The sequence below is a fragment of the Streptomyces sp. NBC_01003 genome, from assembly GCF_045162695.1.
GTDB lineage: Bacteria > Actinomycetota > Actinomycetes > Streptomycetales > Streptomycetaceae > Streptomyces.
In genome coordinates this window covers 3,296,778-3,311,937 of record NZ_CP108707.1, presented here as the reverse complement: position 1 = coordinate 3,311,937, position 15,160 = coordinate 3,296,778, and the positions used below count along the sequence as shown (strand labels likewise).

Genomic DNA, 15,160 nt, shown 5'->3' with positions numbered 1-15,160 from the left:
CCGCTCTCTCCACCCTCTTCAGTCTCTTCACAAGGACGTGAACCACCATGCGTAACACCGCGCGGCTCTTTGCCCTCGCAGCGACCGGCCTGCTCGCCCTCTCCTCGCTCACGGCGTGCGCCAACGACGCCGCCAGTACGAGCACCGGCTCCGGCAAGAAGGCGGACGGCAAGGGTGAGCACGTCAAGATCATGGTCGGTGGCCTGGACAAGGTCATCTACATGCCGGCGATGCTCACCGACCGGCTCGGCTACTTCCAGAGTGAGGGTTTGAATGTCCAACTTCTGAGTGAGCCTGCGGGTGTCCAGGCCGAGACGGCGCTCGTCTCCGGCCAGGTCCAGGGGGCCGTCGGCTTCTACGACCACACCCTCGACCTCCAGGTGAAGGGCAAGGCCGTCGAGTCCGTGGTGCAGTTCTCACGCGCCCCCGGAGAGGTGGAGATCGTCTCCAACAAGGCGGCAGGGGCCATCTCCTCGCCCAAGGACTTCAAGGGCAAGAAGCTCGGCATCACGGGTCTCGGCTCCTCGACGGACTTCCTCACGAAGTACCTGGCGGTCAAGAACGGCGTCCAGCCGAGCCAGTTCTCGCCGGTGGCCGTCGGCGCCGGCCCGACGTTCGTCTCCGCGCTCCAGAAGGGCGCCATCGACGGCGGCATGACGACGGACCCCACCGTCGCCACGATCCTGGACAAGAAGCTCGGCAAGGTCCTCGTCGACATGCGGACCCCGGAGGGGTCCCAGGAGGCGCTCGGCGGCCCGTACCCGTCGTCGAGCCTCTACATGCAGACCGACTGGGTCAACAGCCACAAGCCGACGGTCCAGAAGCTCGCCAACGCGTTCGTGAAGACGCTCAAGTGGATGTCCACGCACAGCGCCGACGAGATCGCGGCCAAGATGCCGGCCGACTACTCGCAGGGCGACAAGAAGCTGTACGCCGAGGCGATCAAGGCCACACTGCCGATGTTCACGACGGACGGCGTGATGCCCAAGAACGGCCCCGAGACTGTTGAGAGTGTGCTCAAGGCGTTCAACCCGAACATCAAGAACGCCAAGGTCGACCTGAGCAAGACCTACACCACCGAGTTCGTGGACAAGGCCGCCGGCTGACCACGTCGACTCGATGTACGTGGCTCAGATGCGGGTCGCCCAGACATAACGGTGTTCCGGGCGGCCCGCATCGCCGTACTTGAGGGTCAGGCCGGCCCGACCGGTGCGTTCCAGGAGCTTCAGGTAGCGCTGGGCCGTCTGCCGGCTCAGCCCCGTACGGTCCGCGACCTCCTGCGCCGAGAGCGGGCCCTCCGCGTCCACCAGCGCCCTGCGGACGAGCTCCGCCGTGCTGAGGGAGTGCCCCTTCGGGAGGTCCGGTTCGGTGTCGGCCGAGAGGGCGCCGAAGATCCGGTCGACCTGGGCCTGTTCGGCCTCGCCGCCGCCGTCCAGGGTGCGGCGCAGCCCCGCGTACGCCTCCAGTTTGGCGCGCAGACCCGCGAACGCGAACGGCTTGACCAGGTACTGCAGCGCCCCGAGTCGCATGGCGGCCTGCACGGTGGAGACGTCTCGCGCCGCCGTCACCATGATCACGTCGGTCTGGTGGCCGCGGCGCCGGATCTCCTGAACGGTCGCCAGACCCGTCTCGTCCGGGAGGTAGTGGTCCATGAGGATCAGGTCGATCTGCGGCCGGGCCTCCACCTCGCGCAGGGCCTCGGCCGAGCTGTGCGCCTCGGCCGTCACGCGGAAGCCCGCCACTTTCTGCACGTAGGCCGCGTTCACGCGCGCGACGCGGATGTCGTCGTCCACGACCAGCACTTCGATCATCGCGGGTCCTCCTTCGTGGGGGTGGCCATGGCATCGGCGACGGTGTTGGCTGTGGTGGTCGTGGGTGCTTCGGTGGCGTCCTGCGCGAGGCCCGGATCTGTGAGCGCCTCGGGCAGGACGACGGTGAACTCGGCGCCCCCGCCGTCCGGTTCGCCGACGAGGACGCTGCCGCCCTGCCGTTCCGCGAGCCGGCGCACGAGGGGCAGGCCGATGCCGCGCTTCCCGTGGGAGGGCAGCTTCTTGGTGGACCACCCCTCCGTGAAGATCAACTCCCGTCGGGCGGCGGGGATGCCGGGTCCCGTGTCGCGTACCCGCAACTCCACTGTGCGGTCGTCGGTCGCCCGTACATCGACCTCCACGCGCGCGTGGGGGGTGCCCGCGACCGCGTCCACCGCGTTGTCGACCAGATTTCCGACGATCGTGACGAGTCCCCGCGGGTCGATCAACCGGTCGGGGAGGAGTGTCCTGTCGGAGATCCACAGGGCGACTCCGCGTTCCGCGGCCACCGTCGCCTTGCCGACCAGGAGCGCCGCGAGCAGCGGATCGTGCACCTTCTCGGTCACCTGTTCCGCGGTCGCCCTGTGGTCGCCCACCACCTCGCCGACGAATTCGACGGCGTCGTCGAACATCTCCAGTTCGAGCAGGCCGAGCAGCGTGTGCATGCGGTTGGCGTGCTCGTGGTCCTGGGCGCGCAGGGCGTCGATCAGCCCGCGCGTCGAGTCGAGCTCGCGCCCCAGCTGCTCCAGCTCGGTGCGGTCCCGGAGGGTGGCGACGGCGCCGCCGTCGTCCGTGGGCATGCGGTTGGCGATCAGGACGCGCTGTCCGCGGACGGTCACGAGATCCGTGCCCGTGGCCCGGCCCGCCAGCACATCGGTCGTACGACCTGGGCCCAGGACGTCGTCGAGCGACTGCCCGATCACCTCGTCGCCGATGCCCAGGAGCCGGTGCGCCTCGTCGTTGAGCAGCCGGATCCGCCCGCTCCGGTCCAGCGCGACGACGCCTTCGCGAATGCCGTGCAACATGGCCTCGCGCTCCGACAGCAGCCCCGAAATATCGGAGAACGCCAGGTCACGGGTCTGCCGCTGGACCCGGCGCGAGATCAGGTAGGCGGCCAGCGCGCCCACCGCGAGGGCGCCGCCCGCGTACGCGAACAGACCCGGAATGGCGTGGATGAGCCGCGCCCTGACGCTGTCGTACTCGATGCCCACGGAGACGGCCCCGACGATGTCGCCCTGTGCGTCGCGCAGGGGAACCTTCCCGCGCGCTGAGCGCCCCAGGGTGCCGCTGTCGATCTCCATGACCTCGTGGCCCGCGAGCGCCTCGCTGGGGTCCGTGGAGACGATCCTGCCGACCTCGCCCGGATCCGTGTGGGACCAGCGGACGCCTTCCTTGTTCATGATCACTACGTACTCGGCGCCACTGGCCCGGCGGATCCGCTCGGCCTCCCGCTGGACGGGACCGTCGACCGTGGGACGCGAATGACGCAGGTCCTCGGCGATGCTCGGCTGGGCCGCGGTGGTCTGCGCGATGGCGAGCGCGCGGCGCATCGCCTGGTCGTCGAGCTGATCGCTGAGCGGCGCGAGGAAGAGCCCCGTCGCGAGCACGGCCACCCCGGCGGCGATCGCCACCTGCATCAGCAGCACCTGCGCGAAGACGCGCCGCGGCAGGCCGAAGCGCAGCCGGCGCGTGGGGGGAGTGGGGCTCATACGAAGAACGGTAAGGGGGCGAGCGGGCTACTCCGTAGCGGATGTGGCGGGTATCTCGCGACCTGGGACGCGCCTCGTACGGGGTGGTGGGGTGCCGCGAGCAAGCCGTTGCGGGGCGTTCCCCGGGTCAGCCGCTCGCGCTGAGGCGGCCTGTGGCGACGGGCGCGGTCTCGTCCACGGCGAGTACGTCCATGCGCGCCGGAGCGCCCAGTGCGGCACCACAGCTTTCGGGGCGGGGCGGCTGCGAAGCGCTCTGCGCGACGGTGACGTGCCAGCGGCGGCCGTCCGTGTGGGCGACGGTCACCTCCCAGAGCGGAGCCACGGCTCCCTGCGCCACGCCCTTCGTGCCGACGACACTCAGCACTCCTGCGTCATCGATGCCCGCAGACGTGCGCACGGCGAGCTCGGCGGCCTGCCCGGGCCGCTCCCACGCGGAGTTCCCGCGGCACCCGTCGGTGGCGATCCGGCCGGCCCGTACCGCGTCGAGGGTGTCCCTGACGTGCGAGGCCTCGGCACGGCCGTACGCGTACCCGTAGGGCAGGACGAGGAGCGTGGGGGAGAAGCGGTGGCCGCCGAGGTGGGTGACCTCCCAGATGCCGTCCTGTCCGGACGCGGCGAGGTCGGCGGCCAGAGGCCGGCCCAGGAGGGCGCAGCAGCGGTCGCGCTTGCCATTGGTGCAGACGAGGGCGAGCGGCGCGCCCTCGTGCGGCGCGCCGAAGCCGCGATGGTCACCCGCTCCGAGGGCGGCGAAGTCGAGCGCGAGCAAGTCCTGTGGGGACTCGGTCATGGTGCCGCGCAGCCAGGTGTTTCCCGGGATGGTGTGGGCCACATACACATGGCGCCGGGTGGTGGCGTGGAAGTCCGCATGCCGGCCCGGGCGCCTGATGAGGGCCACGCGTACGCCGGTCCCGTCCGCGGCCGCCTCCAGGGCCCTGCCGAGCTCCGGGTCCAGATGGCTGGACGTCAGCGCCTTCACACCCCAGGGGCCCGGCTGCTCGATCAGTAGCCAGGTACTCGCGGTGGCGGCGGTCCCCGCGAGGGGCTCGTTCAGGTCCTGCGAGGCGGTCGTACACGTACTCACGTAGGGGAGCCTAACCTCACCTGGCCGGCATTGGGGCGTCGGGCGCGGGCAACGGCTGAGGCGGGCGCCGTCCCACGTACTGGCCGCTCGGCCGCATCCGCAGCGGGCGCTCGCCGTATTCCTCCAGGGCGTGCGCGATCCAGCCCGCCGTCCGGGCCACCGCGAATACGGTCTCGCCGGCCTCGGCGGGCATGCCGCACGAGACGGTGAAGACCGCGAGGGCGAGGTCCACATTGGCGTGGAGATCGGTGTGACGGGCGGTCGTCGTCACGACGTCACGGGCCGCGGCGAGCGCCGAGTGGGCCTGCGGGATCTCTTCGAGGAGGGCGAACAGGGCCTGGGCGCGCGGGTCCTCGCCCTGGTACAGGCGGTGGCCGAGACCCGGTACGCGGCGCCCGGCACGCAGTTCGTCCGCCACCACGGGGGCCGCGCTGCCGCGGTCGAGGACTTCGAGGAGCATGCGGTGCGCGAGTCCGCTGGCGGCGCCGTGGAGCGGCCCCTCCAGGACACCGAGGCCCGCGGACACCGCCGCGTACGCGTGCGCGCGCGCCGACGCTGCGACCCGGACGGCGAGCGTCGACGCGGCGAGATCGTGGTCGACGAGGAGCCCAAGTGCCGTGTCCAGTGCCTGCAGTGACGGATCGTCGGGTTCGCGTCCGGAGAGGCGACCCCACAGGCGCTGTGCGAGCGGCCCGCCGTCGCGGTGCGTGTGCCGTACGGGTGGCAAGGCGGTCACCAGTGTCGGGATGAGGGTGCGGGCCGTGCCGAGTACGGCCTCTTCGGAGAGGTCGAAGCGCAGCGGATCGGCGACGGCGGCGGCGACCGCGGCGACCCGCAGGCGGTCGACGGGACTGCTGTGTTCCGGCAGGGCCCCAACGGCGCGCCGGGCCGCTGCGAGCGACTGCCGGGGAGCGGTGAACCGGACTCCCGGCCGCAGTACCCCGGTCCACAGCCACTCGGCGACTTCTTCGTAGCTGTGGTGCGCGGCGAGCTCGGCCGCGTCGACCCCGCGGTAGTAGTAGCGGTCCTCGTCGATCAACGTGATGCGGGTGCGCACCGAGAGCTCGCCAGGGGTCGAACCGACCGTGGGTTCCCGCTTGTTGCGCTGCGCGAGCGCCTCCACCTCGGCCGCGTTGAACGTGCTGCCGCGCGAGCCCGGCGCCGCCCGGCGGCTGCTGAGCTGACCGCGGCTCACGTACGCGTACACGGTCTCGGGCTTCACGCCCAGCAGTTCGGCCGTCTCCTTGGTGCTGAGCCGCCGGGCTTCCCGCGCGGGTGCGGGTTCGTGATCCGTCATGCGCGCCACCGTATATCCGCATCGCTTGTATTGATTCAATCAATATTGACAAGCATTGAGTCAAGCATAGACAGTCGAATCAAGTCCAGGGAGGAAACATGCCGATCAACGGGATCACGGCCGCCCCTGTCGACGTACCGCGGGGACTCGCGGGCGTCGTCGTCACCGACACCGAATTGGGTGACGTCAGAGGGCGTGAGGGCTTTTACCACTACCGCCAGTACTCGGCCGTCGCGCTCGCGCAGACCCGCAGCTTCGAGGACGTATGGCACCTGATGATCCACGGCGAGCTGCCTGACGCCGCGCAGTCCGCGGCCTTCGCCACGCGTACTGCCGCCCTGCGCAGCCTGCCCGACGACGTGCGGGCCGCACTGCCTGCGATCGCCCGCGCCGGAGCGCTCTCCGGCCCGCTCGCCGGGCTGCGCAGCGCTCTGTCGCTCTTCGGCGCCTCGCAGGGCTTCCGCCCCGTGTACGACATCGACGACGGGCGGAGGCGCGACGACACGCTGGCCGCCGCGGCGGTCGTGCCGACGCTGCTCACGGCGCTGCACCGGCTCGGCGACGGGCTCGAACCCGTCGAACCGCGCGACGACCTGTCGTACGCGGCCAACTACCTCTACATGCTTACGGGTTCGGAGCCGGAGCCCGCTCACGCCCGTGCCATCGAGCAGTACCTGATCTCCACCATTGATCACGGGTTCAATGCGTCAACGTTCACGGCGAGAGTCATCGCATCGACCGGTGCCGATGTCGCGGCCTGTCTCGTCGGCGCCGTGGGGGCGCTCTCCGGGCCGCTGCACGGCGGTGCCCCGAGCCGCGCGCTCGACACGCTCGACGCGATCGGCACGCCGGACCGGATCGACGGGTGGATCCGCGAGCGGGTTCTCGCGGGTGACCGGATCATGGGCTTCGGTCACCCCGTCTACCGCACGGAGGACCCTCGCTCGCGGATGCTGCGGGGCATCGCCGAGGGGTTCGGCGGGCCGATGGTGGAGTTCGCCGTCGAGGTCGAGCGCCATGTGGAGTCGATCCTCGCGGAGCTGAAGCCGGGGCGGGAACTTCACACGAACGTGGAGTTCTACGCGGGCGTGGTCATGGAGCTGTGCGGGTTGCCGCGCACGATGTTCACCCCCACGTTCGCCGCTGCGCGGGTGGTGGGGTGGAGCGCCAACATCCTCGAGCAGGCACGGGATTCGAAGATCATTCGCCCGGCGGCCCGGTATGTGGGCCCGGCGGCTCCGGTGCCGGTGCCCGAGCAGAGGTGAACACGGGGCGGCCCGGCACCTGCAGGATGCCGGGCCACTGAGCCCTGCGTGCCGACCGACTGGCCGGCTCCGGGCCTACGCCTCGGGAATGTCGAGTCTGGCCCGGACGAGCGTCTCTCGGCTGACGACCACGATGCGTTCGTAGTCTGCTCGTGAGGCATCGGGTGGGAGTTCCTTCTCGAGCACCGCGGTTGCCTCTGTCCCGATGATGGCGAAGTTTCCATCGCTCAGTTCGAAGACGTCGGGGCATGACTGTCCTGAAACGCTCCCCCGCTGCTGGGGTGAGGCACCGATGCGGCGCACGATCTTCAACGGTATTCCAGTCGTAGGAGTAGCAGGGGGATCGCTGCCGCGGGTGTGACAGAGCGGTTTTGCTGCCCTTGGTGTGGCAGTAAAGTTTCGATACTGGCGGCCTGGGGTATGACGCGCGCGCCCACCTTAGGGACAGGAGATGTCCGATCACAACCGGGGCCGTCAACCGGCGTGGCGCCCCTGCTGATCCTCAACTAGCCTTCATTTCGAAGGCGGTTCACCGACAACCCACCACTCGTCGGTATCTGCATCCCCGAGATCCTGAACGATCTTGTCGACCATTCGGCCCAGACGGGCCTCGTCCGAAGCGTCTACCAGGCTCGCCCGATGCGGTCGTGTGGCCTCCCAGTAGCCCCGAAAGATCGCATTCTGGCAGATGAGCCGCAGATGCCCGTGCAGTTCCTCCCACCCCAGGATGCCGACGCGCCAGGCGAGCAGGGCATTCGTGTACAGCGCGTTGGCGAACAGGTATTGCCTGAGCGTCCGGGGGTCCAGGGGGGCGTCGAACGTGTCCAGGACGGCTGCCAGGTCGGGGTCGTCCATGGCCTTGCCCAACATGTCGAACTGCAGCCGCTGTTGTGCGGCCAGGGCCGCGTGGCGATGGTGCTCGGACTGCTGCTCGTACCTGCGCCGATAAGTGGTCAGGATCGTGACTGCGCCCAGCGCGAAAGCCAGGCCTGCCGTGGCGGCGGACCCGATCCCCCGTATCCCAGAACTCTGTGTGGCCATGTCAACCCCCGAATCAGGCGACCGTCCGCCGGTCGTCGGGTGCGGGGCGACGGGAAAGGACCGGCGAGCGGTGGGCGGCGCGCTTGCCGCCCCCCGGGGTGCCGAGCGGCGCTGGTCGGCGGGGAGGCGGAGAGGAGGCACACGGAGGGAAGCAGGGGTCGCTCGTCCGGGCGCCATGCCTGTCGTGTGCCCAGCCCGCGACGCTAACAATCGTTCACTTCGCGGTGTTTCTACGCGCTCGTATCCTGGGGCGGCATTCATTCGTCGTAAGAACGCCGGTATGCGCGTCCGTATGAGACCGGCGTGCGCGTCGGTGTGAGAGAGGTCGTGCGTTGAGTCAGCCGAGGCAGGAGCTTTCGCAGCAGATCCCGGTCGTCGTGCTTGCCGGGTTTCTGGGTTCCGGCAAGACCACCCTGCTGAACCATCTGCTGCACCACGGCGGCGGCACGCGGATCGGTGCGATCGTCAATGACTTCGGCTCCATCGAGATCGACGCCATGGCCGTCGCCGGGCAGCTCGGTGACTCCACCGTCTCCCTCGGAAACGGGTGCCTGTGCTGCGCCGTCGACGCGAGCGAGCTCGACGAGTATCTGGACCGGCTCACCCGGCCGTCGGCCCGCAACGGCATCGATGGCATTGATGTGATCGTGATCGAGGCGAGCGGGCTCGCCGAGCCGCAGGAGCTCGTGCGCATGGTGCTCGCCAGCGAGAATCCGCGGATCATGTACGGCGGTCTGGTCGAGGTCGTCGACGCCGTCGAGTTCGACGCGACGCGGGAACGGCACCCCGAGCTCGACCGGCATCTGGCCATCGCCGACCTCGTGGTGGTCAACAAGGCCGACCGGATCCCGGAGACAGAGCACCGGCGCGTCCTGGAGCGTGTGCGCGGGCTCGCCGGAGGCGCGGCAGTCGTTCCCGCGACGTACGCGCGCGTGGACCCCGAGTTCCTCTTCGACTGCCGGCCGACGCGCGAGCGGATCGGCCAGTTGTCGTTCGATGACCTCCACCGGTACGACGGCGGCAGTTCGGGTGGAGACGAGTGCGACAAGCGCGACGTGCACGACGGCCATCTGCACTCCGCCTACGACAGCGTCTCCGTCGAGTCCGAAGTGCCGCTCGATCCGCGCCGGTTGATGGCTTTCCTCGACAGCAGGCCCGAAGGGCTCTACCGCATCAAGGGGTACGTCGACTTCGGTGCGGCCGACGCGCGCAACAAGTACACCGTGCACGCCGTCGGGCGGTTCCTGCGGTTCTCGCCGGAGCCCTGGGCTCCAGGGGAGCCGCGCCTCAGCCGGCTCGTCCTCATCGGCGCCGGGATCGACGCACCGCGGCTGAGCAAGGAACTGACCGCCTGCGCCCAGGACGCCCCGCACACCTATGCCGACGAGCACAGCATGTGGGGCGTCCTGAGATACGTACAGGAGCCGAGCGACGCGGAAAGCGACGCGGGCTAGACCGGTCCCGCCACCACCGAGACCGTCTTCGCGAGAGAGACGCCCGAGCCGTCGCGGCGCGGGTCGACCTCGGGCAGCTCGGCGGGGGTGCCGTTCTTCTGCGCCGCGCGGGCCGGCGTCGGGCCCGCCCAGCCCAGGCTCAGGCAGTCCTCGCCCTTCAGGAAGCGCTGACAGCGCACGCCGCCCGTGGCGCGCCCCTTGCGCGGGTACTGGTCGAACGGGGTGAGCTTCGCGGTCGTCTGGACGGAGTCGTCGAGCGTGCCGCGCGACCCGGCCACCGTGAAGACGATCGCGTCGACAGCCGGATCGACGGCGGTGAACGAGATCACCTTGGCGCCATCGGTCAGCTTGATGCCCGCCATGCCGCCCGCGGCCCGGCCCTGCGGACGTACCTGCGACGCCTGGTAGCGGAGCAACTGCGCGTCGTCCGTGATGAAGACGAGGTCCTCCTCGCCGGTGCGCAGCTCCACGGCACCGACGATGCGGTCACCGTCCTTCAGGCCGATGACCTCCAACTCGTCCTTGTTGGTCGGGTAGTCGGGCACGACGCGCTTGACCACGCCCTGCTCGGTGCCGATCGCGAGGCCGGGCGAGGACTCGTCGAGGGTGGTCAGACAGACCACCTTCTCGTCCGCCTCCAGGGACGACAGGAACTCCGTGACAGGCGCGCCCCCGGACAGGTTCGGCGCCGATGCCGTCTCCGGGAGCCGCGGCAGGTCGATGACATTGAGCCGCAGCAGGCGCCCCGTGGACGTGATCGCCCCGATCTCGCCGCGTGCCGTCGCCGGCACCGCGGAGACGATCACGTCGTGCTTGGTGCGCCTGGCGTCCTCGTCCTCCCCGAACGGTTCGGCGTTCGCCGTGCGCGCGAGGAGGCCCGTGGACGACAGGAGTACGCGGCACGGGTCGTCGGCGACCTGGAGGGGCACAGCGGCGACCGTCGTGCCCGCCGACTCCAGGAGGACGGTGCGGCGCTCGGTGCCGAACTTCTTTGCCACCGCCGCCAGTTCGGCCGAGACGAGCTTGCGCAGCTCGGCGTCGGAGTCGAGGATCCCGGTCAGTTCGTCGATCTCGCCGTTGAGCCGGTCGCGCTCCGTCTCCAGCTCGATGCGGTCGAACCTGGTGAGGCGGCGCAGCGGCGTGTCCAGGATGTACTGCGTCTGGATCTCGCTCAGCGAGAAGCGCTCCATCAGGCGCTCCTTCGCCTGTGCGGAGTTGTCGCTGGAGCGGATGAGGCGGATGACCTCGTCGATGTCCACCAGCGCGACGAGGAGGCCCTCGACCAGGTGCAGCCGGTCCCGCTTCTTCGTACGGCGGAACTCGCTGCGGCGGCGCACGACCTCGAAGCGGTGGTCGAGATAGACCTCCAGGAGCTCCTTGAGGCCGAGGGTCAGGGGCTGGCCGTCGACCAGCGCCACATTGTTGATACCGAAGGACTCCTCCATCGGCGTCAGCTTGTAGAGCTGCTCGAGGACGGCCTCCGGCACGAAGCCGTTCTTGATCTCGATGACCAGGCGCAGGCCGTGCTGGCGGTCGGTGAGGTCCTTGACGTCCGCGATGCCCTGGAGCTTCTTCGAGCCGACCAGGTCCTTGATCTTCGCGATGACCTTCTCGGGGCCCACCGCGAAGGGCAGTTCGGTGACGACGAGGCCCTTGCGGCGCGCCGTCACGTCCTCCACGGAGACCGTGGCGCGGATCTTGAAGGTGCCGCGGCCCGACTCGTAGGCGTCCTTGATGCCGGACAGGCCGACGATCCGGCCGCCCGTCGGCAGGTCGGGGCCCGGGACGAACTTCATGAGCGTCTCGAGGTCGGCGCCCGGGTGCCTGATCAGGTGGCGCGCGGCGGCGATGACCTCGCCGAGATTGTGCGGCGGCATGTTCGTCGCCATACCGACGGCGATGCCGGACGCGCCGTTGACCAGGAGGTTCGGGTAGGCGGCCGGCAGGACGGCGGGCTCCTGCTCCTGGCCGTCGTAGTTCGGCCCGAAGTCGACCGTGTTCTCGTCGATCGACTCCGTCATGAGCGACGTCGCCGGGGCCATCCGGCACTCGGTGTACCGCATGGCGGCCGGCGGGTCGTCGTTCCCCAGGGAGCCGAAGTTCCCGTGGCCGTCGACCAGGGGGAGACGCATCGAGAACGGCTGGGCGAGCCGCACCAGGGCGTCGTAGATCGACGCGTCTCCGTGCGGGTGCAACTTACCCATGACCTCGCCGACGACGCGGGCGCACTTCACGTAGCCGCGGTCGGGGCGCAGGCCCATCTCGTTCATCTGGTAGACGATGCGCCGGTGCACGGGCTTCATGCCGTCACGGGCGTCCGGCAGGGCCCGGGAGTAGATCACCGAGTACGCGTACTCGAGGAAGGAGCCCTGCATTTCGTCGACAACGTCGATGTCGAGGATCCGCTCCTCGAAGTCGTCGGGAGGCGGGGTCTTCGTGCTGCGGCGGGCCATCGCTGCTGCGGCTCCTTCACAGATGCTGCCGGGGCATGTACGAGAATCTGACGCGCACCATTGTGGACCGCCCCACTGACAACGCCGACCGCGACCCGTCCGTAGCGCGTTCGGTGCTCGCTCTCGGCGTACCCAGTGCGGGAACTTCGCCAGGCGTCAGAACGCTTGCATACAGTGGCAGAACTGGCAGCACATCTGCAGTTTCCGCGATAGTTCAGCGATCGAAGGGACGTACATGCCCATGGGTCACACGGCCACCGCCGAGGCCGGCTCCGGCGGCCTGACAGCGACCGAGCACCGCCTCGCCAACGGCCTGCGCGTGGTGCTCTCCGAGGACCACCTGACCCCGGTCGCAGCCGTCTGCCTCTGGTACGACGTCGGCTCGCGCCACGAGGTCAAGGGCCGCACGGGCCTGGCTCATCTCTTCGAGCACCTGATGTTCCAGGGCTCGAAGCAGGTCCACGGGAACGGGCACTTCGAGCTGGTGCAGGGCGCCGGCGGCTCGCTGAACGGGACGACGAGTTTCGAGCGCACCAACTACTTCGAGACCATGCCGACCCACCAGCTGGAGCTCGCGCTCTGGCTGGAGGCCGACCGGATGGGCTCCCTCCTCGCCGCGCTCGACGAGGAGTCGATGGAGAACCAGCGCGACGTCGTCAAGAACGAGCGCCGCCAGCGCTACGACAACGTTCCGTACGGGACCGCGTTCGAGAAGTTGACCGCCCTCGTCTACCCGGAGGGCCACCCGTACCACCACACGCCCATCGGCTCCATGGCCGACCTGGACGCGGCCACCCTGGAGGACGCGCGGAACTTCTTCCGTACGTACTACGCGCCGAACAACGCCGTGCTTTCGGTCGTCGGGGACATCGACCCCGAGGAGACGCTGGCCTGGGTCGAGAAGTACTTCGGCTCCATCCCGCGCCACGACGGCAAGCAGCCCCCGCGCGACGGCGCCCTGTCCGACCTGATCGGTGAGGGCGTGCGCGAGGTCATCGAGGAGGAGGTCCCGGCCCGCGCGCTGATGGCCGCCTACCGGCTGCCGCAGGACGGTACGCGCGCGTGCGACGCGGCCGACGTGGCCCTGACGGTCCTCGGCGGCGGCGAGTCGTCCCGGATCTACAACCGTCTCGTACGGCGCGACCAGACCGCCGTCGCCGCCGGGTTCGGTCTCCTGCGGCTCGCGGGGGCGCCCTCCGTGGGCTGGCTGGACGTGAAGACGTCCGCCGACGTCGAGGTCCCGGCCATCGAGGAGGCCGTCGACGAGGAGCTCGCGCGGTTCGCCGCCGACGGGCCCACCCCGGAGGAAATGGAGCGCGCCCAGGCCCAGTTGGAGCGCGAGTGGCTCGACCGGCTCGGCACGGTCTCGGGCCGCGCCGACGAACTGTGCAGGTTCGCCGTCCTGTTCGGGGACCCGCAGCTCGCCCTGACCGCCGTCCAGCGCGTCCTCGACGTCACCGCCGAGGAGGTCCAGGAGGTGGCCAAGGCCCACCTGCGTCCCGACAACCGCGCGGTGCTCGTCTACGAGCCCACGGCCCCCGAAGAGGCCGAGGAAACCGCCGAAGCGTCCATCACGGACGAGGCCGCGGACGAGGCCGTCGGCGAGACCGCAGACGCCGTCGAGACCGCAGACAAGGAGGCCGGCAAGTGACCGAGCTCGCGACCATGGACTTCCACCCGCAGCCCCAGGCCGGCACGGCCAGGCCGTGGGCCTTCCCCGCGCCCGAGCGCGGCACCCTCGACAACGGCCTGACGGTGCTGCGCTGCCACCGCCCGGGCCAGCAGGTCGTAGCGGTCGAGATCAACCTCGAAGCGCCCCTGGAGGCCGAGCCCGCCGGGCTCGACGGCGTCGCCACCATCATGGCGAGGGCCTTCTCCGAAGGCACCGACAAGCTGGCCGCCGAGGAGTTCGCCGCCGAGCTGGAGCGCTGCGGCGCGACGTTCGACGCGCACGCCGACCACCCCGGCGTACGGGTCTCCCTGGAAGTGCCCGTCTCCCGCCTGCCGAAGGCGCTCGGCCTGCTCGCCGACGCCCTCAGGGCGCCCGCGTTCGCGGACAGCGAGATCGAACGCCTCGTGCGCAACCGCCTCGACGAGATCCCGCACGAGACGGCGAACCCGGGCCGCCGCGCCGCCAAGGAGCTCTCGAAGCAGCTCTTCCCGGCCGCCGCGCGCATGTCCCGCCCGCGCCAGGGCACCGAGGAGACCGTCGCGGCTGTCGACGCGGCGGCCGTACGTGCCTTCTACGACCGGCACGTGCGTCCCGCCACGGCCACCGCGGTCGTCGTGGGCGACCTCGCGGGCATCGACCTCGACGCCCTCCTCGCGGACACGCTGGGCGCCTGGACGGGGAACACGGCCGAGCCGCGCCCCGTACCGCCCGTGACGGCCGACGACACCGGCAGGGTCGTCATCGTCGACCGCCCGGGCGCGGTGCAGACGCAGATCCTGATCGGCCGCATCGGCGCGGACAAGCACGACCGGGTGTGGCCGGCGCAGGTGCTCGGCACGTACTGCCTGGGCGGCACCCTCACCTCCCGCCTGGACCGCGTCCTGCGCGAGGAGAAGGGGTACACCTACGGCGTGCGGTCGTTCGCCCAGGTGCTGCGCTCGGCGCCGGACGGGACGGGCGCCGCGATGCTCGCCATCAGCGGCTCCGTGGACACGCCGAACACGGGTCCGGCGCTCGACGACCTCTGGAGGGTGCTGCGCACGCTCGCGGCGGAGGGCCTCACCGACGCCGAACGGGACGTGGCTGTACAGAATTTGGTGGGCGTCGCCCCGCTCAAGTTCGAGACCGCCGCGGCCGTCGCGGGGACGCTCGCCGACCAGGTCGAGCAGCACCTGCCGGACGACTTCCAGGCGGAGGTGTACCGGCGGCTCGCCGCGACGGGCACCGTGGAGGCCACCGCGGCCGTCGTGAACGCCTTCCCGATGGACCGTCTGGTGACGGTGCTCGTCGGTGACGCCGCGCAGATCGAGGAGCCCGTCAGGGCGCTCGGTATCGGAGAGGTGACCGTCGTCACGGGCTGATCGTGACCGGTGCGCAACG

At 70.3% G+C, this 15,160-nt stretch carries 12 protein-coding genes; 5 read left to right on the top strand and 7 right to left on the bottom strand.

Translation table 11 applies throughout. The annotated features are described in order from the left end of the window. Window positions 1–47 precede the first annotated feature (47 nt). The gene (locus tag OG698_RS15195; RefSeq protein WP_406103518.1) at window positions 48–1,106 is read left to right on the top strand and encodes an ABC transporter substrate-binding protein; all 1,059 of its coding nucleotides are present in this window, start codon (window positions 48–50) and stop codon (window positions 1,104–1,106) included. A gap of 24 nt (window positions 1,107–1,130) precedes the next feature. Here OG698_RS15195 and OG698_RS15190 read toward each other — a convergent pair whose 3' ends face one another. The 4 genes from OG698_RS15190 to OG698_RS15175 form a co-directional block, all read right to left on the bottom strand. Beyond that, window positions 1,131–1,811 carry a response regulator gene (locus OG698_RS15190; protein ID WP_406103517.1) on the bottom strand — a complete coding sequence of 227 codons (681 nt, stop codon included), beginning with the start codon at window positions 1,809–1,811 and terminating at the stop codon, window positions 1,131–1,133. Further along, on the bottom strand, window positions 1,808–3,517 hold the full coding sequence (locus tag OG698_RS15185) for an ATP-binding protein (RefSeq protein ID WP_406103516.1): 1,710 nt from the start codon (window positions 3,515–3,517) through the stop codon (window positions 1,808–1,810). Before OG698_RS15185 ends, OG698_RS15190 begins: the two co-directional genes overlap by 4 nt. 127 nt (window positions 3,518–3,644) lie before the next feature. Beyond that, entirely contained in the window at window positions 3,645–4,598 is a 954-nt protein-coding gene (locus OG698_RS15180; RefSeq protein WP_406103515.1) for a sucrase ferredoxin, read from the bottom strand. Window positions 4,599–4,614: 16 nt separating this feature from the next. Continuing rightward, the gene (locus OG698_RS15175; RefSeq protein ID WP_406103514.1) at window positions 4,615–5,895 is read right to left on the bottom strand and encodes a citrate synthase; all 1,281 of its coding nucleotides are present in this window, start codon (window positions 5,893–5,895) and stop codon (window positions 4,615–4,617) included. A gap of 98 nt (window positions 5,896–5,993) precedes the next feature. Here OG698_RS15175 and OG698_RS15170 point away from each other — a divergent pair, with 98 nt between their 5' ends. After that, window positions 5,994–7,160: a citrate synthase/methylcitrate synthase gene (locus OG698_RS15170; protein WP_406103513.1), complete on the top strand. Its 1,167-nt coding sequence runs from the start codon at window positions 5,994–5,996 to the stop codon at window positions 7,158–7,160. A gap of 75 nt (window positions 7,161–7,235) precedes the next feature. Here OG698_RS15170 and OG698_RS15165 read toward each other — a convergent pair whose 3' ends face one another. Both OG698_RS15165 and OG698_RS15160 read right to left on the bottom strand, forming a co-directional pair. Further along, a complete protein-coding gene (locus OG698_RS15165) occupies window positions 7,236–7,472 on the bottom strand; it encodes a hypothetical protein (protein WP_406103512.1) in 237 nt (78 codons plus the stop codon). A gap of 201 nt (window positions 7,473–7,673) precedes the next feature. Then, the gene (locus tag OG698_RS15160) at window positions 7,674–8,201 is read right to left on the bottom strand and encodes a DUF6082 family protein (protein WP_406103511.1); all 528 of its coding nucleotides are present in this window, start codon (window positions 8,199–8,201) and stop codon (window positions 7,674–7,676) included. 332 nt (window positions 8,202–8,533) lie between these two features. On the opposite strand from OG698_RS15160, the gene OG698_RS15155 reads away from it, so the two are divergent. Then, window positions 8,534–9,655, top strand: coding sequence for a CobW family GTP-binding protein (locus tag OG698_RS15155; RefSeq protein ID WP_406103510.1), 1,122 nt, complete (start codon window positions 8,534–8,536; stop codon window positions 9,653–9,655). Here OG698_RS15155 and OG698_RS15150 read toward each other — a convergent pair. Continuing rightward, window positions 9,652–12,108, bottom strand: coding sequence for a DNA topoisomerase (ATP-hydrolyzing) subunit A (locus OG698_RS15150; protein ID WP_406103509.1), 2,457 nt, complete (start codon window positions 12,106–12,108; stop codon window positions 9,652–9,654). The two genes, OG698_RS15155 and OG698_RS15150, sit on opposite strands and share 4 nt — an antisense overlap. Window positions 12,109–12,343: 235 nt before the next feature. Here OG698_RS15150 and OG698_RS15145 point away from each other — a divergent pair, with 235 nt between their 5' ends. Both OG698_RS15145 and OG698_RS15140 read left to right on the top strand, forming a co-directional pair. Further along, window positions 12,344–13,759, top strand: a complete 1,416-nt coding sequence (locus OG698_RS15145; RefSeq protein ID WP_406103508.1) for a M16 family metallopeptidase — start codon at window positions 12,344–12,346, stop codon at window positions 13,757–13,759. After that, window positions 13,756–15,141, top strand: a complete 1,386-nt coding sequence (locus tag OG698_RS15140; RefSeq protein WP_406103507.1) for a M16 family metallopeptidase — start codon at window positions 13,756–13,758, stop codon at window positions 15,139–15,141. The genes OG698_RS15145 and OG698_RS15140 overlap by 4 nt, the downstream gene beginning before the upstream one ends. The last annotated feature ends 19 nt before the right edge of the window (window positions 15,142–15,160 follow it).

Coding starts and splice junctions, on each gene's coding strand:
- OG698_RS15195 (WP_406103518.1), top strand. CDS start 48: ATGCGTAACACCGCGCGGCTCTTTGCCCTCGCAGCGACCGGCCTGCTC.
- OG698_RS15190 (WP_406103517.1), bottom strand. CDS start 1,811: ATGATCGAAGTGCTGGTCGTGGACGACGACATCCGCGTCGCGCGCGTG.
- OG698_RS15185 (WP_406103516.1), bottom strand. CDS start 3,517: ATGAGCCCCACTCCCCCCACGCGCCGGCTGCGCTTCGGCCTGCCGCGG.
- OG698_RS15175 (WP_406103514.1), bottom strand. CDS start 5,895: ATGACGGATCACGAACCCGCACCCGCGCGGGAAGCCCGGCGGCTCAGC.
- OG698_RS15170 (WP_406103513.1), top strand. CDS start 5,994: ATGCCGATCAACGGGATCACGGCCGCCCCTGTCGACGTACCGCGGGGA.
- OG698_RS15160 (WP_406103511.1), bottom strand. CDS start 8,201: ATGGCCACACAGAGTTCTGGGATACGGGGGATCGGGTCCGCCGCCACG.
- OG698_RS15150 (WP_406103509.1), bottom strand. CDS start 12,108: ATGGCCCGCCGCAGCACGAAGACCCCGCCTCCCGACGACTTCGAGGAG.
- OG698_RS15145 (WP_406103508.1), top strand. CDS start 12,344: ATGCCCATGGGTCACACGGCCACCGCCGAGGCCGGCTCCGGCGGCCTG.